Source organism: Phycisphaerales bacterium (genome assembly GCA_035627955.1).
Taxonomy (GTDB): domain Bacteria; phylum Planctomycetota; class Phycisphaerae; order Phycisphaerales; family UBA1924; genus JAEYTB01.
The window spans coordinates 45,449-67,832 of the sequence record DASPKU010000003.1; the positions used below are offsets into that span (position 1 = coordinate 45,449).

Genomic DNA, 22,384 nt, shown 5'->3' on the forward strand with positions numbered 1-22,384 from the left:
TCATGTCCTCATGATCGTGTCCCCCCTCACGCGAGCAGCGACTCCCCCGTCATCCCCTCCGGCCTGCTGAGCCCCATCATCGCCAGCGCCGTCGGCACGATGTCCCCCAGCCGCCCGCCCATGCGCAGCCGCCGCCCCCTGAACTCCCGCCCGATCACGAACAGCGGCACGTCGTAGGTCGTGTGTGAGGTGTGCGGGCACTCGTTCACCGGGTCCCACATCTGCTCCGCGTTCCCGTGGTCCGCTGTCACGATCAGCGAGCCGCCCCGCGCCAGGGTCGCATCCACGATCTTCCCCACGCACGCATCCACCGCCTCGCACGCCGCGATGGCCGCGGGCAGCGACCCCGTGTGCCCAACCATGTCCGCATTCGCGAAGTTGACGACGATCACGTCCTCGCAGTCGTGCGCCGCCAGCCGCTCCAGCACCACCTCGCACACCGCCCCCGCCGACATCTCCGGCTGCAGGTCGTACGTCGCCACCTTGGGGCTCTGCTTGATGCAGCGGCTCTCGCCCGGGAAGGGCTCGTCGCGGTAGTCGTTGAAGAAGAACGTCACGTGCGGGTACTTCTCCGTCTCCGCGCACCGGAACTGCCGCAGCCCCAGACTCGACCAGTACTGCCCCCCGATGTTCGGCAGCTTGGGCGGCTTGGGGAACGCCACCTTCACGTACGGGTTCAGCGCCTCCTCGTAGGCCGCCATGGTCACGAAGTGCAGGTCCAGCTTGGGCCCGCGGTCAAACCCGCGGTGCTTGGTGTCCGGCGAGGGCGCCACGTGCCCCTCGAACTCCGGCAGCACGAACGCCCTTACCAGCTCCCGCGGCCGGTCCCCGCGGTAGTTGTAGTAAATCACCGTGTCCCCGTCCCTGATCCGCCGCGACAGCGCCCCCGCCCCCCCATCCTCGCTCGCGCCGATCATGGTGGGGGGGACGAACTCATCCCCCTTCTGCGTCTCCGACCGCGGGCTCTCGTAGTACGCCTGCGCCGCCGCCCCCGCGTCCGCCCCCAGCGCCACACCCGTCTCCATCCACCGGTACCCCGTCAGCGCCGCGTACGCCTTCTGCACCCGCTCCCAGCGGTTGTCTCGGTCCATCGCGTAGTACCGACCGATCACCGACGCCACCGCCCACTCCCTGCCCGCCCCCGCCTCGCGCAGCTTCGCCTGCACCTGCCCGATGAACCCCGCCCCCAGGAACGGCCCTGTGTCCCGCCCATCCGTGAACAGGTGCAGGTATAGCCGAGGCACGCCCAGGTCCCTCGCCAGGTCGATCAGCGCGAACAGGTGCCGCAGCAGCCCGTGCACCCCGGCGTCCGAGCAGATGCCCATGAGGTGCACCGCCGTGCCCTTGCGCGTAGCCGCCTCCATCCCCTCCACCAGCACCTTGTTGTTTCCCAGCCCCGCCCGCGCCGCTTTCGTGATCACCAGCGACTCCTGGTCCACGATCCGACCCGCCCCGATGTTCTGGTGCCCCACCTCGGAGTTGCCCATCTGCCCCGCCTCCAGCCCTACGTCCTCGCCGCTGGTCCTGATCAGCACCATCGGCCAGTCGCGTCGCAGGGCAGCGTCCACCGGCGTCTTCGCGAGCTTCACCGCGTTGTAGCGGTCGTGCTCGGCGTTCGGGTTCTCCCCCCAGCCGTCGCGGATCACCAGCACAAAGGGCGTGTTCTTGGGCATGCCGCAGGGTACGTCGCCGCCCGGCTGATTGGTGCGCCCTCATCCGCTTGTCATCCCCGCGCCGCACGCTGCCAATCCGAACCCTCAGGAGACCGCTCATGCCCATTGCCTCGCTCCGCCCCGCCGCCGCCCTCCTCACCCTCGCCTGCCTCACCGCCAACCTTGGGGCCCAGACCACCACCACGCAAACCCTCGAGGGCAAGGCCGCGCTCACCGACTGGCGGACCGACCAGCCCGGCCTCCGCCGCCGCCTCACCATCGACGACCTGCCCGCTCCCAGCGCCGACAAGCCCAACGAGTCCAAGGTCGTCCCCCGCCCCGATGGCGCAACTCCCAAGGTCCCCGCCGGCTTCACCGCCGAGCTCGTCGCCTCCGGCCTCAAGGGCGCCCGCGTGCTGCGCTTTGCCCTCAACGGCGACCTCTTCGTCTCCTGCGGGCAGGAGGGCGAGGTCCGCGTCCTGCGCTTCCAGGGCGACAAGGGCGAGCCTATCCAGAGCGACGTCTTCGCCAGCAACCTCAGCAAGCCCTACGGCCTGCTCTTCTACCCCGCCGAAAACCCGCAGTGGCTCTATATCGCCGTCGACGACGGCATCGTCCGCGTCCCCTACAAGGAGGGCGACACCACCGCCAGCGGGAGCCCCGAGCGCATCGTCTCACGCATCCTCTGGCCCCACCACTGGACGCGCGACCTCATCGCCTCCCCCGACGGCGAGCGCCTGATGCTCGCGGTCGGCAGCGGCAGCAACGCCGCCCAGGACATGTTCCCCGCACCCCGCGTCGAGGGCGGCCTCGAGGGCTGGAAGAAGACCCGGCCCCTGGGCGCCGCCTGGGACACCGAGGAACGCCGCGCCTGCATCCTCACCTTCACCCCCGACGGCAAGGACGAGCAGACGTTCGCCACCGGCATCCGCAACCCGTCGGGCGTCTGCGTCAACCCAGCGACTAAAGACATCTGGGCCGTGGTCAACGAGCGCGACGGCCTGGGCGACGACACCCCCTTCGAGTTCGCCACCCGCGTGGAAAAAGGCTCCTTCCACGGCTGGCCCTGGTACTACATGGGCGGCAACGAGGACCCACGCCACAAGGGCGCCCGCCCCGATCTCAAGGACCAGCTCGCCCAGCCCGACGTCCTCATGCAGGCCCACACCGCCCCCCTCCAGATCTGCTTCTACAACGCCGAGCAGTTCCCCCGCGAGTACCGCAACTCCGCCTTCGTCACCATGCACGGCTCCTGGTCCCGCGGTAGCCGCGTGGGCTACAAGGTGGTCCGCATCCTCTTCGACAACGACAACAAGCCCACCGGCGAGGTTGAGGACTTCATGACCGGCATGGTGGTCAACGACAAGGAAGTCTGGGGCCGCCCCGTCGGCCTCGCCGTGGCCCGCGACGGCTCCCTCTACGTCAGCGAGGACGGCAACGGCACCATCTGGCGCGTGCGCTACACGGGCGCCTCGCTCTCCCCCGAATAAGAGTGCCTCTCGCGGAGATCGCGGAGGCGCGGAGTAAGACGAGATCTGAACCATGAACGGACGAGGGCGGCCCTCCAGCGGGCCGCCCTTCCTTTTTCCTGCCTCCCTCCGCGCCCCCGCGTCCTCCGCGAGAGAAAGGCCTTCTCCCGGTCTGCACCCGTTACTCCCACCGCTTCCGCGACCGCGCGATCATCGCCTCGCGCAGGCTCCCGTTCGGCGGCCACAACTCCTTCCGCTGCTCCATCGTCAGGATCGCCTCCAGCCGCGGCTCCGACCCGCTGTAAATCTCGTCGTGCTTCTGACCCCACTCACCCGTCGCGAGGACGAGAGGATTGTCCGGCCGCTCCATCGCCTCCTTGTACTCCCGCTCGCTCATCCGCATCATCTTCTCGTCCGCCTCTTCGTACGCCTTCTCCGCTTGAGCTCGCAGCTCCATCACCCGCTTGTCGATTTCGGCCAGCAGCGCCGCGATCTGCGCCTCCTGCTCCTTGGTCAGCGAATCCAGCTTTCGCGCATCTGCCGCGCCGATGTGCGTCGAGGTCTCAGCCCAGAACGACAAGTCCCAGTAGGCCCTGTCGTGCGCCCACCGCTTCAGCCTCGCCGCCGGCGCCTCCGGCAGCTCCTGCAGCACCAGCCGCAGGTGCCGCCGGTTGATTGCCCGCAGCTCCAGCGCCCCCTCCAGCCACACCCGCTGCGCGTCCTCGCCCTTCTGCCCCGCCACGGCCTCCATCCGCCGCAGCGGCTTGTCGATCAGCAGCTCGTACTCGTCGACCAGCCCCCGCACCTTCGCAAACTCCTCCGCCGGCAGCTCCAGCAGCAGCACCCCGCGCACCAGGTCCACCCGGTGCCACTCCACCGGCGACCGCCACAGCAGCGAGTCCATGTACTGCCGCCGCACATGCCGCTCCACCCGCTCCCACTTGTCCCCCGCCTGCGACTCCTCCAGCATCGACTTCAGGTCTCGGAGGAACTCCTTCTGCGCCCCCGGCTTCCTCTCGTGGTACCGCGTGTTCGTCTCCTCCAGAGCCTTCACCGCCTCCGGAGAAGCCTGCTGCTGCCCATCCACCCACACCGCGGCCTTGTTCCACTCCTTCCACCCCTGCTTGAACGCCGCCACGCTCCGCGCATGCTCCGCCAGGTACCCCTCGTACAGCCTGTCCGCCGCCTCCCGCTGTTCCTTTGTCAGCTCCAGCCGCGCCACCACCACCTTGTAATCATCGCGCGACAGCGCGGGGGCCAGCGTCTCCATCAGCGTGGTCTGCCCCGCGGCCCGCCCGGTGAGCAACGCCATAGCCACAACCACGCCCAGCACCCAGTTGCGGATCATGCACCTCATGCTACAGAACGACACCGCCCACCGGTGCCCATTCGGCCGGCCTTCGCGGGCCCGAGGCGGGGAACTCAAAAGACGTTCGCAACGAGCCCGGAACGCAGTGACGGGTTCTTCCGACCACCCTCCGCGCACGGCGCCTCAAAAGCGCCCACTCACTGCGTTCGGGGCTCGTTCCGAACGCAACCGCCCTGACTGGCGCCGCTACTTCGCGTTCCGATCCTCGTGCATCACACCAAAAAGATGCCCCGCGGGGTCTTGCAGTACGCCAGCCAGCCCACCCCCGGGATCGCCATCGTCGGCACCACGACCTTCCCGCCCGCCGCCTCCACGGCCTTCAGCACCCGGTGCACATCATCCACCTGGATCGTGTTCACCGTGCGGTCCTTGCCGTCGCGCGACCGCATCAGCCCGCCGTTGATCCCCGGCTGCTTGCCCGCCTCCGGCCCGCAGCAGTCGCCCGTGCCCAGCAGCCAGTACTCCTGCGTCGGTGATTCCCACTTGTGCACGCTCCATCCAAACACGTCCTTGAAGAACGCGAGCGACTTCTCGGGGTCGGTGGAATGAATCTCAAAGTGGCAGGGGCGGTTCAGCATGCCCGCAGTCTAACGGGTTTGAACCACAGAGCACACAGAGAGCACAGAGGAAGACAGGGAAAAGGGATCGGAAAGAAACCGATTCGCGGTATCAGAATTCAGCTGGGTGCTCCTTCTTCTTCTTCTTCTTCAACCCAATCCGCTCTGCCTTGCCTTCCTCTGTGCCCTCTGTGTGCTCTGTGGTGAAATGCGTTCTCAGCACGCCAGCCCACCCAGCACCCGGAAGAACGCCTCGATGTCCTGGTCGGTTCCCGTGTCCCCGTCGCCATTGAAGTCCGCCCCGCCGCCCCAGCACGCCGCGCAGCAGTTCCCGCCGATGCACGCGAAAAACGCTTCGATGTCCTGGTCCGTCCCGGAGTCCCCGTCGCCGTTGAAGTCGCTGGTCCCGCACACGCGCGCCGCCTCGTACGCCCCGATCGACGGCTCGGCCGCATAACACCGCGAAACGAAGTCGCCGCTCACCAGCGCCGGCCCCCGCCCCGCACCCACCGCCGGGCCGTTCGCCGCGGGCTTGTACGACGCCCCCGCCTGCGGCAACGCCGTCTCCAGCAGCGGGTTCACCCCGCGCACGCCATTCGTCTCCGCCACCGGCAGGTTGGGGTTCGATGCCGCGGGGTTGTCGTACGCGTACCACAGGTTGTTCCTGAACATGAACGTCGTGGGGGCCGTGTTCGCCCCCACGTTCACGTACGTCGACAGGTCCGCCCGCTCGAAGTACACCAGGTTGTTCTCGAACACGCTGTTCCCGCACGCCGCGAACGTGTACCCGCCCTGCGTTACCGTCTCCTGCAGGATCCGCAGAATCCAGTTGTGCGGCGTCACGATCGTGTTGTTCGATACCACGCTGTCCACCGCCCCCACGAACGCCACCGCGCACGTCCCGCCCTGGATCACGTTCCCCACCACCCGAATATTCCGCGCCTCCGCATTCACCCCCGTCTGCGACACCGGCGGGCGGAAGAACTCCAACCCGGTGCTCCCCCCGATGTTCACCGCCCGCTCCCCGCACTCCTCCATCCGGTTCCACAGCACGTCGATGTGCGACGTCCCCCCCTTGATCTGCAGCGCGTTCGCCGACGCCTCATGGAGGAAGTTGCGCGCGATCACGCCGCGGTGGCACCCCACCATGTCCACGAGCGACCCGCTCGCCGCACCCCCGCACCGGGCCACCTCGCAACCCACGACCCAGAAGTCATAAATTCCCGACAGTTTCAGACCGTCGTTGTTCCCCCCGCTCCCAATGTCGTGGATGAAGAGGTTCCGCAACACCAGAAACCCCGACGCGTCCGCGTTGCTGTACTCGCCCCCGTCATCGCAGTTCAGCCCATTCCCCGTCGCCCCGCGCACCTCCAGGTCGTGCACCACCACGTACCGCGCCCTGCTGAACTGAATCCCATTCCCACCACCCTGGATCACCGGCCGCGCCTCGCCCGCCACACCCCCGATCCAGATCGGAGCCCCCGCCGTCCCCGCCAGGTTCGCGATGAACATCCCGCCGCTGTACGTCCCCGCGTGCACCCGGATCGCCGTCCCCGGCGTCGCCCGCTGCGCCGCGGCCACGATCGTCGCCAGCGGCCGCGCCGCCGTCCCATCCCCCGTTGCATTGCTCCCATTCACCGCCACATGCAGCTCGCGCGTTGGCGCCACCGCATCCGCGAACGTCACCACCGCCCCGCACGGCTGCGCCACCGCCGCCCCCATCGGCAACCCCAGCACGCACACGAAAACACCGGCAAGCACACGCATCTTCATGCCAACAGCGTACCTCACTCCGCGCCCCGCCCACCCGCTCAGGCCACCGAAACCACGAGGAAACACCCGGCGCACCCGCATGCTCTCAGCACACCCATCACAAACGTGAACCACGCCGCCCCCTTCTCCCGCATGACCTTCGCCGGCATTCGTACCCCGCACCCGCGCCCACCCACACTGGCAACACCACCAATCCCCCGGAGCCCCGCCCCGTGAACCCCTCCGTTCTCTCCGTGTCTCCGTGTTTCGCCTTCCTGCCTTCATCCTCAAAGACCCAGTGTCTCACCGCCCTCGCTCTCACCACGCTCTGCGGCGCCCTCGCCTCCGCTCAGCCAGTGATCACCTCCACCGACACGACAACCGCGACCCACAGCGGCCGCGTCATCCTCCGCGGCCAGGGCTTCGGCGACCGCACCACTGCCGGTGGGGGGGGCACGCTGCTCGTCAACGGCCTCCCCGCCCACTACGCCCGCTGGTCCGACACCCACATCAGCCTCTACATCCCCGAGCAGGCGACCCCCGGCCCCGCCACCATCAGCCTCACCACCGAGTCCGGTACCGCCGCCGCCAACATCACCATCACCCCGCGCCCGCCCGCCGACGGCAAGCTCCTCTGGAAGTTCAAGACCGACGGTCCCATCATCCGCCACCGCGGCCGCGTCGCCGCCGACGGCACCGTCTACGCCTCCGACTCCCTCGGCTTCCTCTACTCCATCGCCCCCAGCGGCGCCCTCAACTGGGTCTACTGCGCCGACTGCGTCAACGGCACCGGCTCCGAGGGCCCCGTGGCCCTCGGCCACGACGGCACCATTTACGTTGGGGGCAACCCCCTCGGCCCCGAGACCAACATCCACGCCGTCAATGCCGACGGCACCCGCAAGTGGCTCTACACCGACATCTGGACCGACTGCGTCGCCGGCCCCAGTGTCGGGCCCGACGGCAACGTCTACGCCGTGATGGAGACCGCCGGCGCCGGCCTCACCTGCCTCGACCCCGCCACCGGCCAGCGCCTCTGGGCCGCCCTCCCGCCCGGCCAGCGCTTCGACGAACGCGGCCAGTGGGGCGCCGACATCACCTTCGGCCCGACAACCCCCGGCGGCCACCCCAACCAGATCTACGTCACCTTCGACATGCGTCCCATGCAGGTCCCAATCCCGCAGGGCGCCAACTCCGCGCTCTTTGCCTTCGGCACTGACGGCGCGCACAAGTGGTCCGTCGCCGTGGGCGGCCAGTCGATCGCCGGCGGCCAGCAGCAGGGCGAGGCCGCCGTCGGCCACGACGGCACCGTCTACGAGTGCAGCCTGCTCCCGCCCAACGCCTGGGCCCTCTACGCCCACGATCCCAGTAACGGCAGCACCAAGTGGAACCTCTACCTGCCGCCGGGCAACGTCATCAGCGAGCCCACCGTCGCCAACGACGGCACCGTCTACATCGTCCGCAACACCATCCACATCCACGCCGTGAACAGCTCTGGCGCCGTGCAGTGGACCTACACAGACCCAACGGGCTCGTTGTACGAGGCCGCCGTCGAGAGCCCCGATGGCCGCATGGTCATCTCCGCCGGCAGCATCGGCGACACCATGACCTTCAGCGGCCACATCCGCGCCGTCACGGGCACGGGCCAAAACCTCTGGTCCCTCTTCCTCCCCCGCGAGAACAACACCCCCATCATCCCCCGCACCCGCGCCTTCTACAGCCCCGATTCCCGCCGCGCCTACCTCGGCACCAGCGGCCGCGAGGTCGCCGGTGAGGAGTACGCCTACCTCCTCGCCCTCGACACCGCCCCGCCCGCGCCCACCTCCTGCGACGCCGACTTCAACCAGGACGGCGACACCGCCACCGACCAGGACATCGAGTCCTTCTTCGCCTGCCTCGGCGGCACCTGCTGCGACACCTGCCTCTCCGCCGACTTCAACGCCGACGGCGACACCGCCACCGACCAGGACATCGAGTCCTTCTTCCGCGTCCTGGGCGGCGGCAACTGCTAAGGAGCCGATCGCGCAAGCGATCGAGATGACGCCGGCGTGCCCGTACACTTCCCCTGTGCGCTGCGACCACTGCGGCTACGACACCACCGGCGTCACCTCCCCGCTCTGTCCCGAGTGCGGCGACACCCTCGCCCGCGTCCACACCACCCTCCCGCCGCGCCTGCGCACCGCCGCCATCATCGCGGGCTGGTCGGGCTGGGCCGTCACCGCGCTGCCCATCCTCCTGATCACGATCCCCGTCGCGCTCATGGGGCCAGGCGCTCTGGTGTGGCTGCTCTGCCCGGGCGTGCTCCTCGCCCTCGCGGCCCTCTTCTTCGCCCCCTGGTACACCACCCTGCGGCAGTTCCGCCGCGCCCCCATGCTCGCCGACGCCCTCTTCGTCGGCCTCTTCCCCTGGCTGCCCGGCGGCTTCGCCCTCGCCCTCCTGCTCGCCGCCGCCCGGTCCCTGCTCGCGGGCTAGCCCCTTGCATTCACGCCCGTTTTCATAGCCCGGGGCACCCTTCCTCCGCCCCCTGAAAACCCCTCCCCCGCCGACTACGCTTGCCGCCACCAGCCCTCCGGCTGGACCGCCATCAAGGAACCCCCATGCTCGGACGCGTCTTCAAGGCTTACGACATCCGCGGCACCTACCCCGACCTGCTCAACGACACCATGGCGTGGCAGATCGGCTACGGCGCGAGCAAGTTCCTCCTCGCCGACGCCGCGGCCGCGGGCGAGACCACGCCCATGATGAAGAACATCGTCGTGGGCCGCGACATGCGGCAGTCCAGCCCCAGCCTCACCAAGCAGCTCATCCAGGGCATCAACGACCAGGGCGGGGACGTCATCGACATCGGCCTGTGCGACACCTCGATGATCTACTTCGCCATCAACCACCTCGACTGCGCGGGCGGCGTCATGGTGACCGCCTCCCACAACCCGCCCAACTACAACGGTTTCAAGATCTCCAAGCGCAAGGCCAAGCCCGTGGGCGAAGTCTCCGGCCTGGCCGAGGTCCGCAAGCACGCCGCCATGGTGGACAAGGCCACCCTCGTCAAGCAGCACGGCCGCCTCGAGCAGCGCGACCTCTGGCCCGCCTACGCCCGCCACGTCCGCTCCTTCCTTGACCTCTCCGCCGCCTCCAAGCCGCTCAAGGTCGTCATCGACGCCAGCAACGGCATGGCCGGCACCATGATCCCCAAGGTCTTCGGCAAGCAGTCGCCCCTCGGCGCCGTCCCCGGCCTCCAGATCATCGAGGTCAACTTCGACAACACCAAGGGCGTCTTCGCCCACGAGCCCAACCCCCTCGTCGCCGCCAACCTCCGCCAGGTCCAGGAGGCCGTGCTCAAGGAGAAGGCCGACGTGGGCTTCTGCTACGACGGCGACGCCGACCGTTGCATGGTCATCGACGAGAAGGGCAAGGCCGTGGGCTGCGACCACCTCACCGCCCTGCTGGCGAAACACTTCCTCGCCAAGGCCCCCGGCTCGCCAATCGTCTACGACCTCCGCTCCACCAAGGCCGTGGCCGAGGACGTGCTCAAGGCGGGCGGCAAGCCCGTCCGCGGCCGCGTCGGCCACGTCTTCCTCAAGCAGGCCATGGCCGAGCAGAACGCCGTCTTCGGCGGCGAGCTCTCGGGCCACTTCTACTTCCGCGACAACTACAACGCCGACAGCGGCGCCATCGCCATGTGCACCGTGCTCACCATCCTCGCCCAGAACCAGGGCAAGAAGACCATGAGCCAGCTCATCGCCCCCATCGCCCGCTACGCCCAGTCCGGCGAGATCAACTTCCAGATCGAGGACAAGGACGCCGCCCTTAAGGCCTTGAAGGAAGCCCACGGCCCCGCCGCCAACCCCAGCGCCCAGATGGACGAGCTCGACGGCGTCACCATCGACCTCTGGAAGACCGACGCCTCTAGCGGCGGCGGCTGGTGGCTCAACGTCCGCAAGAGCAACACCGAGCCCCTGCTCCGTTTGAACCTCGAGGCCAAGGACCAGGCCACCCTCGACAAGGTCTTCGCCATGGTCGCCCCCAAGCTCGGCAAGCGCGCGGACCACTGAACAACCGGTGACGTTCGTAACGAGCCCCGAACGAAGTGAGCGGGCCGAGCTCTTCAGTGCCTGAGGTCGCGCCGCGCACCCGCACACCCGCCGTCCGAAGACCCGTCACTATCGTTCCGGGCTCGTTCCGAACGCTTACTGCGGCCCTGACCCCCCGCACTCCGGGCACGCGACCCCGCGCGCCAACCCCCGCCGGTCATACCCGCACCCCCCGCACAACCCCCGCCGCGCCCGCCCCCTCCGCCAGCGACAGTGCGCCCTTCACCACCCGCGCTCTCAACGCACTTCTCCGCACGCAACGCAGCCTACCGCGCCGGCCCCACGCGCGACGTTCGTAACGAGCCCCGAACGAAGTGAGCGGGCCGGGGTCTTCACTGACTGAGGTCGCGCAGTGCACCCTCAAACCCGCGGTCCCAAGCACCCGTCACTACCGTTCCGGGTTCCGAACGGCCTTCGATCACCCGACGCAACAGTTCACATCCGCGCCACCGAGATGTCCCCATACCGGTGCCGAACCGCCCTGACCACGCGCAACCGCCGGAAGCACGGAATCGGCCGACCCACTGGTGTCGGTCAAGTGATCAAAGCCACACGGCGACGCCCTACCGACACCTTCGCGAAGCGTCCCAAATGGTCTTTGCCTTCACCACCGCGTGCTCGCCGCCGCGGCATACACGCTGCTCCGCACCCTCGCACAGGGGGCGGCCGACCTCATTCGGTCGTGACAGTCACACGACCACCTTCCCAACACCCCATGTAAGCGTCCTCACACCCCGTCCCGCCCCCCAAGCCTGACCGGCCCAACCCTCCCTTGTCGCATGAACATGAGCACCGGCACGGCCTCACGCACCGTTCCGGCGTTCACGCTCCCAGAGAGGACCCCATGCGCCGCAGCACCCCCGCCCGCAATCACAACCGCGCCCCCGCCCCCACGCTGGCCCTCCTCGCCCTCGCCGGGGTTGCGCAGCTGGCGCAGGCGCAGAGCGTGGTGTACCGCTACCAGGAGAACTTCGACGCCTACGCGACCACGACGTCGCCCTTCGGGCCGCCCTCGCTGACCGCCAACGGCTGGATCTTCCGCAACCAGTCCGCCAACCGCACGGCCACCTACTGGCGCATCAGCGACTGGGTCACCGAGAGCATCGTCCCCACCTCCGGCGGCCGCATGCTCGCCGCCAATGCCAACTGGGACAACGGCACCCGCATCATCAGCTCGTGGATGATCCTGCCCGCCGTGCCCACGCAGCAGGCCGGCGACGTGATCCAGTACGTGATCAACGGCTGGGCGTACAGCGACAACCAGATCGAGCTCCGCTACTCGCCCAGCGGCGGCACCAGCACCGGAACGACGTACAGCGACGTGGGCGACTTCACCGACCTGATCACCTCCACGCCGCTGACGCCCAACACCTGGACGGCGGTGTCGCAGACCGTGCCCGGCAACGGCCGCCTCGCCCTCCGCTGGGTCAACCCGCAGGTCACCACCTATCAGTCCCCCAGCGTGTACGTGGACACGCTCAGCATCACCGCCACCGCCATCGACCCGCCCCTGCCCCAGAACGGCGAGACGGTGACCTGGACCGCGGCCATGTCGCCCATCACCATCCGCGCCAACACCACCATCCCCGCGGGCGGGACGGTGAACGTCGAGCCCGGCGTCACCATCAACATGCAGAACAACGCCACGCTGACCGTGAGCGGCACGCTGAACCTCAACGGCACGCAGGCGGCGCGGATCACCGTCAACCACGCCAGCAACTACCCGCCCGCGGTGGAGGTCATCAACGGCGCCCTCAACGCCGTGCACACCACGTGGACCGGCCAGCTCCGCCCCAGCGGCGGCGGTCAGGTGCTCATCACCGACTCGAGCTTCGTGGGGCCGCGGGGGCTGATCTATTCCCCGCTCTACATGGGCACCGGCTACGCCACCATCGCCCGCACGACGTTCACGAACTCCGAGCTCACCATCAGCAACTACACGCTGCGGCTGGAGGACCTCACCCTCAGCAACACCTTCGCCCGCCTCGTCCGCGATTACGCGTTCATGGACAACGTCGTTGTCGACGGCAAGAGCCTCGACGTTGACGGCCACCTCCAGGGCACGTGGCTGCACGACCTCACCGTCCGCAACAACACCGCCGGCTACGGCCTGGGCCTGGGCACCAGCAACTTCGACATCGACCCCACGGTCCTCCTCACCAACAACAACGTGCCCGCGACGCTCGCCGGCGGCATCCTCCCCGGCAGCGTCCTGCCCACCACCGGCAACACCAACAACTACGTGCAGGTTGCTAGCGGCGACCAGGGCAGCCAGGCGATCTGGTCCGACGCGGGCCTGCCCTACATGGTCCCCTCCTTCCGCACCCAGTTCGGCGGCTCGCTCTACATCCTCCCCGGGGTCGAGGTGCGCCTCGCCTCCGACGCCGGCATGATCAACCAGGTCGGCGACACCCGCGTGCTCGGCGAGCCCGAAAACCCCGTGCTCTTCACCCGCCACCACCCGCTGGGCAAGTGGTACCCGCTGCAGAACTTCGACCGCTTCCGCCACGCGATCCTCGAGGGCGCCTACACCGCCGCGGCCTGGCCATCACAGCTCGGCTGGGGCTTCATGGATGACTGCATCGTCCGCAACAACGATCTCGGCGTCACCGGCCAGGCCATTGTCCGCAAGACCCAGTTCCTCAATAACGGCCTCGGCGCCGACGTCAGCATGCTCCAGGACCTCCTGGGCGAGACCAACCCCAACGCGTTCGAGGGCAACGGCCACGGCGTCTCCGACGCCCACGACGCCCGCTTCAACTGGTGGGGCTCGCCCGACGGCCCCTTCGCCGGCGACACCGTCACCGCCGGCGTCCCCTTCGAGCCGTGGCGTACCGAGCGCCCCGACTACACCGACTACGCCCCCATTGTCACGCTCCAGAAGCACTCCTTCATCGCCCGCCCCGGCAACAAGATGATCCTCACGTGGACCGCCCGCGACAACGGCACCATCGTCCGCCAGCGCGTGCTCATGTCCCTCGACGGCGACATCGTGCAGGGCAACCTCAGCGAGCCCGTCATCGTCCTCACCGACAACCTTGCCGGCGACGTCCGCTCCTTCGAGTTCGAGGTCCCCGCCCCTGTCACCCGCTTCTTCGGCGCCTCCAACATCCGCGTCGAGTCCATCGACAACGCCGGGCAGATCGGCTGGGACGACCTGCACCTCTACGCCGAGCGCGAGGAGCCCGGCGAGCTCGTCATCACCTCGCCCACCGGGGGCGAGTTCACCGCGGGCCAGAACATGGGCCAGGTCTGCTACCAGCGCCAGGGCACGCACCCTGGCGGCGGCAGCGTCAACGCCTACATCCACCTCGAGAACACCGACCAGTGGATCAGCCTCGGCGGCGTCACCACCAACCTCGGCTGCCTCCCGCTCGACCTCATCGCCCCCTGGGTCTCCACCGACCGCGCCCGCATCGTGTTCTCGCTTTTCACCGGCGGCGGCATCAGCCAGCCCGAGTACTACTTCGGCCAGCCCTTCACCATCCGCCCTCACCCCATCGCGGGGGACGCCGCGCCCAGCATCACCATGAGCCAGCCGACCGAAGGCCAGTCAGTCCAGGGCGGCAGCGTGCTCCCCATCCGCTGGACCGCCAGCGACGACATCGGCCTCCGCGCCTTCCACGTGCAGGTCTCCACCGACGCCGGCCGCACCTGGAGCTTCATCGCCCGCGACCTCCCGGCCGACACCACCGCCTACGACTGGCAGCTCCCCGACTCCACTGGCAACACCGACGTCCGCGTCAAGATCGTCGCCGTGGACCTCAACTTCCAGGACACCGCTGCCGTCGCCGCCATCGCGATCACCCCCGGCACCCGCACCATCAACACCTGCTCCGCCGACTTCAACGGCGACGGCGACACCGGCACCGACCAGGACATCGAGGCCTTCTTCGCCTGCATCGGCGGCACCTGCTGCGACACCTGCGGCTCCGCCGACTTCAACAACGACGGCGACACCGCCACCGACCAGGACATCGAAGCCTTCTTCCGCGTCCTCGGAGGCAACCCCTGCTGATCATGGGTGGAGCACTCACTCCGTGAGTGCTTACGGCCGCGCTTCGCGGCCGTGCCGTGAAACCAGCGACGAATCGAGCCACCGAGAACTTCGGTGGTCCTCTCGTCCCTCACCTCACCCGCTTCGCCGACCCGCACTCCGGGCACACCCTCCCCCGCGCCACTCCCCGCAGGTCATACCCGCACTCCGCGCACACCCGCCCCACACCCACCATCACCTCCCGCGGCCTCACCCATCTCCCCACCGCGCTCCCAAGCAGCCCGCCTACCGCCATCAGCCCGCTCAGTCCCAGCAGCACAACCAGCGGCTCCCCGGAGCGTCCCACGACAAGGCTCGCAGCCGCGCCCACGAACGCCGGCGCCGCCCCCGCCAGCGAGCACCACCACACCGCCCCCGACGAAACACCCCACGCCGACGCGATGAGCAACAACATGAAGGACACCCCGCCGCACCCCAGCGCCTCCTTCACCGGGGAACCTGACCACGCCGGGAACGCGGCCATCGTCCCCTGAAACACCGCGAACAGCCCCAGCGCCAGGCTCGTCGCCAGCACATGATGCCGGTACCTCACCGGAGACTCTGACGGCGTCAGTCCCGGGGCATCCCACCATTCACCCCCGCACGAGCACCGCCGCACGTACTCCGTGTCCGCCTCGCCCAGGTGCCGCCCGCACCACGGGCACAGCCCCGCGTGCACCATCGACTTCCGCCGGTGCTTCGCCCCGTCGGTCAGGTTCTCAGCAACCGTGAACGAGAGCACAATCAACAAGCCTGATGTGCCAGCCCACCAGCCTCCATCCGCCCTGCGCGCAACAAGGAAAACAATCCCAACCAGCAGCACGCTGATACCCGCGCCCGTGAACACCAATCGCAGGCGCGTCGCCAGCGGATTCTCCACCCATCGCCCGCGCCCCCGCGCATCACGGACCCACGTCGCTCGCCCGATCACCTTGTCGACCAAGCTGAAGCGCCGCGCGCCCAACCCTCACTCCCCCGGGATATACCCAATCACCCCATCCCACGGGCTGCTCGCGCTCGCGTACAGCTTCCGCGGGATCCGCCCTGCGAGATAGCTCTGCCGCCCCGCGGTCCACGCGTGCCGCATCGCGTGCGCCATCATCACCGCGTCCTTCGCGTGCGCCACCGCGGTATTCAACAGCACCCCATCCGCCCCCAGCTCCATCGCCACGCTCACGTCGCTCGCCGCGCCCACACCCGCATCCACGATCACCGGGTACGAAGGATCGCCCTGCTTCAACAGCTCCAGGCACAGCGTGATGTTCGCGCGATTCAGCACGCCTTGCCCCGACCCGATCGGGCTCCCCGCCGGCATCACGCTCGCCGCCCCCGCCTCCTTGATCCGCACCGCCGCGATCGGGTCATCGCTCGAGTACGCCAGCACCTGGAACCCGTCCTTCACCAGTTCCCGCGTCGCCTCCACCGTCCCCATCGGGTCCGGCAGCAGCGTCTTGGTATCCCCCAGCACCTCCAGCTTCACCCACGACGCCCCCGGATTCCCCAGCTGCTCGAGGATGTCCCGCCCCAGCCGCGCCACCCGCACCGCATCCGAAGCGCTGAAACACCCCGCCGTGTTCGGCAGGATCGTGTACTTCGACAGATCAATGAACTCCAGCAGGCTCTTGCCCTGCGCGTTGAAAAGCCGCTCCCGCCGCACGGCCACCGTCACCACCTGGCACCCGCTCGCCGCCAACGCCTGCTGCATCAGCTCATAGCTCGCGTACTTCCCCGTCCCCACGAAAAGCCGGCTTGAAAACTCCCGCCCCGCAATCCGGAACGGCTCCAACCCAGGCTCGGCACTCGCGCCAGGGACAGCAGTGGGGGACGCACGCAAAGAGGTCGTCATACCCACACTCTAGGAATCAGCAACCAAACGCCCGCCCCCATCCCTTGAGGACGCCTCCCCAAATCCGCAATCCCAAATCCCCACATCCGACATTTCCGCTTTCCGCTTTCCGCCTTCCGCTTTCCGCCTCCCCCCTCACCCTCCCCCCACCAGGGTCACCACCTCCACCACATCCCCCTCCTTCAAAACCGTCCCCTCCTGCGCCCGCCGCGGCACCAGCTCCTTGTTCACCTCCGCCGCCGACGCCGCGCCCTTGGGCGCCACCATCTCCACCAGCGCCCGCACCGTCGTGCCCTCGGGCACCTCCCGCCGCTCGCCATTGACAACGACGTTCATGGCAGCACTTTACGCCCCCGCGCTCATCTGTCCGACGCGCAACTTCACCCAATCCTCGCCCCGCCCCTCGTCCGCATAATCCATTGTCCTTTGCAGCAGCACGACTTGCGCACGGCGCCCCGCGTCCTGCGCCCGGTGCAGCCTGTTTTCACCACGCCCTCAGCCGGTGCCTCCATATCTGGACTGCCGTTCGAGCCGGTGGGCATGCCGCCCCCAGCCTCTCGTCGGCGCAGGAGGCACCTGTGAGATCACTCAGCCTGATGAATCTTCTCTCCCCCGCCGCCAAGCTCTTCCAGCGTTCCGGCTCGTCGCCCCAGCCCAGCGCCTTCGAGGCACTCGAAGACCGGCGCGTCCTCGCGGCCGCGACCTACCACAGCGTCGCAACCACCGCGACCACCATCGACGTCACCGTCAAGTACACCGACGCCCAGGGCATCAACACCTCGACGATCGGCAACGGCGACGTCCGCATGACCGGCCCCGGCGGCTACAACCAGACCGGCACCCTCCGCAACTTCCGCCAGGAGACCACCGGCAGCAACAACTCTATCCTGGCCACCTACCGCTTCACCTCAAACGGCACCGCGTGGGACTACTCCGACAACGGCTCCTACTTCCTCCGCACCGAGGCCAACCAGGTCTCCGACACCGGCGGCGAAATGGTCCCCGGCGCCGTTGAGCTCAAGCGCTTCGGCCTGTGGTTCAACACCCCCAAGGCCGAGGTGATCAGCGCCAGCACCACCGGCGACCAGCTCGTCGTCAAGATCCGCTACAACGACAACAACGGCATCGACGGCGCCACCATCGGCTTCGGCGAGGTCGGCCTCCGCCGCCAGACCGACCCCAGCAACGTCCAGTTCTTCCGCAGCCAGACCTTCACCCAGGTCTCCGCCACCGCGTGGGACGTCACCTACCGCCTGCCCGCCGTGGGCGGCAGCTGGGACTTCACCGACAACGGCCGCTACGACCTCATCATCAACGGCAACCAGGTCCGCGACCTCGCCAGCCCCAGCAACGCCGTGCCCGCCCAGACCCTCAAGACCTACAGCCTCTGGTTCAGCAACCCCGTCGCCGAGTACGTCAGCACCTCGACGTCCGCCAACGACTGGATCATCCGCGTCCGCTACCGCGACAACAACGGCATCAACCTGTCCTCCATCGGCAACGGCGACATCTCCGTCACCAACGGCATCCGCACCGAGCAGGCCACCCTCGTGAGCGGCGGCACCACGCAGGAGTCCGCCACCTCCGTCGTCGTCACCTACCGCCTCCGCCCCGACCGCTTCGCCTGGGGCGCGGGCGAGAACGGCACCTACCTCGTCTCCGTCAACCAGGGCGGCATCACCGACACCACCGGCGTCGCCATCAACCGCGGCCGCATCCGCTCCTTCAACCTCTTCTTCGACCAGCCCTCCATCAGCCGCCCGCCCGCCGCGCCCACCATCACCGCAAGCGGCATGGAGATGGCCGTCACCTACACCGACAACACCGGCATCAACCTCTCCACCGTCGGCAACGGCGACCTCGCCGTGCAGGGGCCCAACGGCTACCTCAGCTTCGCCACGCTGGTCTCCAAGACCACCCGTGTCGACGCCGCCGGCCGCACCGTCGTCGACGCCCGCTACCGCTTCGCCCGCCCCGTCGTCGACGGCTCCTACACCTTCCTCATGCGGTCCAACCAGGTCCTCGACACCGGCGGCCGCCCCGTGACCTCCTTCAACTGGGCCACCTACCAGATCGACGTCTGATCGCCTGACCACGTCCGACCGTCAGACCCACAAGCCCCCACGGCGCAGGAGCACTGGATGGCGATGTCGCCTACCCTTTGCTCCTGCGTTCTTTTTGCGCACCAAAAGAGCCGATCGCGCCAGCGATCGAGTCCCATTCTGTTTCCTTTCCTTCCCCCACATCGCCTGTCTCTGCGCGTTTCCACCCCCCCGCCTTCTCCGCGAAACTCCGCCCTTCCGCGCACCTCCGCGTACCTGCCTTCCCTCTTCACGTCTTCGCTCCACGCCCACGCCCCGTGTTTGGTACCCCGCCTCGGAGCTCCCCATGGCCCACGCACCCCGCTTCCTCAAGCTCGTCAACGACTCCAAGAAGAACGTCAAGGAGTGCACGATCGCTGACATCGCCCCCCGCGTGCAGCGCGGCGACAAGTTCTACCTCGTCGACACCCGCGAGGAGTCCGAATGGAACGCCGGCCACCTCCCCCGCGCCATCCACCTCGGCAAGGGCGTCATCGAGCGCGACATCGAAGCCGCCATCCCCGACGTGAACGCCGAGATCGTCCTCTACTGCGGCGGCGGCTTCCGCTCCGCCCTCGCCGCCGAGAACCTCCAGAAAATGGGCTACACCAACGTCACGTCCATGGACGGCGGCTGGCGCGCCTGGGTCGGCGCCGGCCTCCCCGTCGAGCGATAAAAAGAGCCGATCGCGCAAGCGATCGAAATTCTCCCTTGCACGTTCGTAACGAGCCCCGACGCGTCCTCGCGCGGCGTCCGCCCACGAAGTGAGCGGGCCGTACACCACGCGCCCCTATGACCGTGACGGCTCACCCCCGCTCTTTTCCCTCGTCTCCTCTTCTCCTCCTCTCCCCTTCTCCTCCACTCCCCTTCCTCTCCCCCCCACATCTAGAGGACCGCCCCCAACCCAGCCGATCCTTTATGATCGCTCCCACGGGCCACGCGGCGGAGCCGCGCCCAGAGGTACACGGATGTCCCCCAGCGCCTTCATCACCGCGCTCTTCCCCAGCATGTTCCACCGCCGGCTGCTCCTGCTGCTGGCGCTGATGGTCCTCGCCGCCCTCCCCCTCCTCTTCCGCCTCACCACCCTCACCGTCGCCCAGGCCGATGAGCTCCGCGCTGATGCGGAGAAGCGACTCGTCCGTCGCCAGTGGACCTCCACCGTCCGCGGCAGCGTCCTCGACCGCAAGGGCCGCGTCCTCGCCCAGGACCGCCCCAGCTACGACGTCGCCGTCTCCTACCCCGTCATCACCGGTCACTGGGTCACCGAGCAGTCCCGCCGCGCGGCGCGGCGGGCCGCGGGCGTCGGCTGGGCCGACATGGACAAGGATGAACGCGAAGAGCTCACCGCCCGCTACCGCTCAGCCTACCTGCTGCACATGGAGCGCGGGTGGGACGAGCTCGCCCGCACGCTGGGGATCACCCGCCAGGAGCTCGACACCCGCCGCGACAAGGTTGTCACCGAGGTCACGAGCAAGCAGCGGCACAACACACAGGTCCTCATCCGGCGCGACCTCGCCCAGCGGCTCAAGGTCCAGCCCGCCGACCTCCTCGCCCGCTGGAAGAAGCTCGAGCCCACCATCGACCCGAACGCCGATGGCGCCACGCTCCGCCTCACGACCGCCGTCGCACGATCATTCGGCGACGCCGCCAAAGACCTCGACGACCAGGCCATCCGCTCGATCGTCAAGCACGCCGAGCAGCCCATCGCCGAGACCACGCAGATGCACGTGCTCGCGTTCCGCGTGAGCGACGACGTCGGCTTCCTCTGCCGCCGCCTCGCGTGGGACGAGGTTGAGCTCGACCCCTCGCGCAGCGCGGACACCGTCGGGACGCCGTCCGCTCCTCCCTCGCCGGCCGCCAACCCCGACATCACCTCCTACGTCGAGCGGATGCCCGGCCTCGCCGTCATTGACGGCGGCGACCGCTACTACCCCATCGAATCGGCCAACGTCCCTATCGACACCTCCACACTCCCCGGCCCCCTCCGCGCGGACGGCACGAAGACCATCACCGTCGAGGGCGTCGCCACCCACATCCTGGGCCGCATCCGCAACCGCGTGCAGAAGGAAGACATCGAGCGCCGCTCCGCCCTCCTCGCCGCCAACGACCAGCTCCGCACCGCCGCCATCATCGACGGCGGCATCGACCGCGGCGCCTACCGCGACGGCGACCGCGTCGGCGACACCGGCATCGAGGCCTCACAAGAAGGCACCCTCCGCGGCCTCCGCGGCCTGCACACCACCCGCGTTGACACCGCCGAGCAGCTCACCCTCGACCCCATCAAAGGCAAGGACGTCACGCTCACCATCGACGTCATGCTCCAGGCCCGCGTGCAGGCCGCGATGAGCCCCGAGCTCGGCCTCAGCGTCGCCAGCCCCTGGCACTACCCCAAGGACAAGCTCCCGCCCCCCGGCGCGCCCCAGTTCGGCACCACACTCGACGGCGCCGCCGTGGTCCTCGACATCGACAGCGGCGACCTTCTCGCCATGGTCTCCATGCCCAGCTACACCCGCCAGCAGGCCCGCGACAACCCCGACGAGGTCTACGACGACCCGCTCCGCGTCGCCTGGCTCAACCGCGCCATCGCCAAGCCCTACCAGCCCGGCTCCATCGTCAAGCCGCTCATCATGCTCGGCGCCGCCCAGCGCGCCCACTATCACCCCGGTGAATCGATCGCCTGCGTCGGCCACTTCTTCCCCAACCAGCCCAACATGTTCCGCTGCTGGATCTACAAGCAGTTCCACATCACCCACAACGACAAGCTCGGCCACGACCTCTCCGGCGCCGACGCCACCATGGTCTCCTGCAACATCTTCTTCTTCACCCTCGGCCGCCGCCTCGGCCCTCAGGGCATCCAGGACGTCTACCGCGACTTCGGAATCGGCCGCCGCTTCGACCTCGGCCTCGGGCAGGAGTTCGTCGGCAGCATGGGCCTCAACGGCAACCCCGAAACGCTCAAGGCATGGGACGCCACTCAGATGGGCATCGGACAGGGCCCCATCGCCTGGACCCCCGTCCACGCCGCGGCCTCTTACGCCACCATCGCGCGTAATGGCGTCGTCTGCAACCCGCGCCTCATCATGGGCCAGCCCGCCGCCCCCGAGCGGGAGCTCAATCTCAACTCGCGCGTCATCGAAGAAGCGATGCAAGGCCTCTGGGGCTCGGTCAACAGCGACCAGGGCACCGGCCACCACCTCTCGCTGCCCGATGGGCAGGAGCCCATCTTCAACGCCAAGGGCGTCAAGGTCTGGGGCAAAACCGGCACCGCCGCGGCCGCGCCTGTCATCGGCGACCCCGACGGCGAGACCGGCCCCGAGGGCGCTCAAGTCCTCGCCGCGGGCGACCACTCCTGGTTCGTCGTGATGGTCGGACGCGACCGCCCCAAGTACGTCATTTCCGTCGTCACCGACTTCGGCGGCAGTGGCGGCAAGGTGAGCGGCCCCATCTGCAACCAGATCATCCACGCCCTCATCGCGGAGGGCTACCTCTAGCGCGGAGCCGCAGCTCCGAACGCCCCTCCCTGAGGGAGGGGTT

15 protein-coding genes are annotated in these 22,384 nt (G+C 68.6%); 8 read left to right on the forward strand and 7 right to left on the reverse strand.

Annotation, left to right across the window (positions count from 1 at the left end; translation table 11 throughout):
- Positions 1-26: 26 nt before the first annotated feature.
- A complete protein-coding gene (gene gpmI, locus VD997_03410) occupies positions 27-1,673 on the reverse strand; it encodes a 2,3-bisphosphoglycerate-independent phosphoglycerate mutase (protein ID HYE61021.1) in 1,647 nt (548 codons plus the stop codon).
- Between the two features lie 98 nt (positions 1,674-1,771).
- On the opposite strand from gpmI, the gene VD997_03415 reads away from it, so the two are divergent.
- A complete protein-coding gene (locus tag VD997_03415) occupies positions 1,772-3,142 on the forward strand; it encodes a PQQ-dependent sugar dehydrogenase (GenBank protein ID HYE61022.1) in 1,371 nt (456 codons plus the stop codon).
- A 160-nt stretch (positions 3,143-3,302) separates the two neighbouring features.
- Here the strand turns inward: VD997_03415 and VD997_03420 are convergent, their stop codons facing one another.
- The 3 genes from VD997_03420 to VD997_03430 form a co-directional block, all read right to left on the reverse strand.
- Entirely contained in the window at positions 3,303-4,469 is a 1,167-nt protein-coding gene (locus VD997_03420) for a hypothetical protein (GenBank protein HYE61023.1), read from the reverse strand.
- A gap of 233 nt (positions 4,470-4,702) precedes the next feature.
- The gene (locus VD997_03425) at positions 4,703-5,068 is read right to left on the reverse strand and encodes a VOC family protein (GenBank protein HYE61024.1); all 366 of its coding nucleotides are present in this window, start codon (positions 5,066-5,068) and stop codon (positions 4,703-4,705) included.
- Positions 5,069-5,263: 195 nt separating this feature from the next.
- Positions 5,264-6,820 (reverse strand): hypothetical protein, encoded by a 1,557-nt coding sequence (locus VD997_03430; protein HYE61025.1) that lies wholly within the window; start codon positions 6,818-6,820, stop codon positions 5,264-5,266.
- A 335-nt stretch (positions 6,821-7,155) separates the two neighbouring features.
- Here VD997_03430 and VD997_03435 point away from each other — a divergent pair, with 335 nt between their 5' ends.
- The 4 genes from VD997_03435 (at position 7,156) to VD997_03450 (ending at position 14,905) form a co-directional block, all read left to right on the forward strand.
- A complete protein-coding gene (locus VD997_03435) occupies positions 7,156-8,808 on the forward strand; it encodes a PQQ-binding-like beta-propeller repeat protein (protein HYE61026.1) in 1,653 nt (550 codons plus the stop codon).
- Positions 8,809-8,863: 55 nt separating this feature from the next.
- Entirely contained in the window at positions 8,864-9,268 is a 405-nt protein-coding gene (locus VD997_03440; protein HYE61027.1) for a hypothetical protein, read from the forward strand.
- A gap of 125 nt (positions 9,269-9,393) precedes the next feature.
- Positions 9,394-10,848, forward strand: coding sequence for a phosphomannomutase/phosphoglucomutase (locus tag VD997_03445; GenBank protein HYE61028.1), 1,455 nt, complete (start codon positions 9,394-9,396; stop codon positions 10,846-10,848).
- Positions 10,849-11,731: 883 nt separating this feature from the next.
- A complete protein-coding gene (locus tag VD997_03450) occupies positions 11,732-14,905 on the forward strand; it encodes a choice-of-anchor J domain-containing protein (GenBank protein HYE61029.1) in 3,174 nt (1,057 codons plus the stop codon).
- A gap of 109 nt (positions 14,906-15,014) precedes the next feature.
- Here the strand turns inward: VD997_03450 and VD997_03455 are convergent, their stop codons facing one another.
- From VD997_03455 to thiS, 3 genes are all read right to left on the reverse strand, one after another.
- Positions 15,015-15,887, reverse strand: coding sequence for a hypothetical protein (locus VD997_03455; GenBank protein ID HYE61030.1), 873 nt, complete (start codon positions 15,885-15,887; stop codon positions 15,015-15,017).
- Positions 15,888-15,890: 3 nt separating this feature from the next.
- Positions 15,891-16,769: a thiazole synthase gene (locus tag VD997_03460; GenBank protein ID HYE61031.1), complete on the reverse strand. Its 879-nt coding sequence runs from the start codon at positions 16,767-16,769 to the stop codon at positions 15,891-15,893.
- 135 nt (positions 16,770-16,904) lie between these two features.
- Positions 16,905-17,105, reverse strand: coding sequence for a sulfur carrier protein ThiS (thiS, locus tag VD997_03465; GenBank protein ID HYE61032.1), 201 nt, complete (start codon positions 17,103-17,105; stop codon positions 16,905-16,907).
- 242 nt (positions 17,106-17,347) lie between these two features.
- Here thiS and VD997_03470 point away from each other — a divergent pair, with 242 nt between their 5' ends.
- From VD997_03470 to VD997_03480, 3 genes are all read left to right on the forward strand, one after another.
- Positions 17,348-18,853, forward strand: coding sequence for a hypothetical protein (locus tag VD997_03470; GenBank protein ID HYE61033.1), 1,506 nt, complete (start codon positions 17,348-17,350; stop codon positions 18,851-18,853).
- Between the two features lie 304 nt (positions 18,854-19,157).
- Positions 19,158-19,526, forward strand: coding sequence for a rhodanese-like domain-containing protein (locus VD997_03475; GenBank protein HYE61034.1), 369 nt, complete (start codon positions 19,158-19,160; stop codon positions 19,524-19,526).
- A 292-nt stretch (positions 19,527-19,818) separates the two neighbouring features.
- Positions 19,819-22,341, forward strand: a complete 2,523-nt coding sequence (locus VD997_03480; GenBank protein ID HYE61035.1) for a penicillin-binding transpeptidase domain-containing protein — start codon at positions 19,819-19,821, stop codon at positions 22,339-22,341.
- The last annotated feature ends 43 nt before the right edge of the window (positions 22,342-22,384 follow it).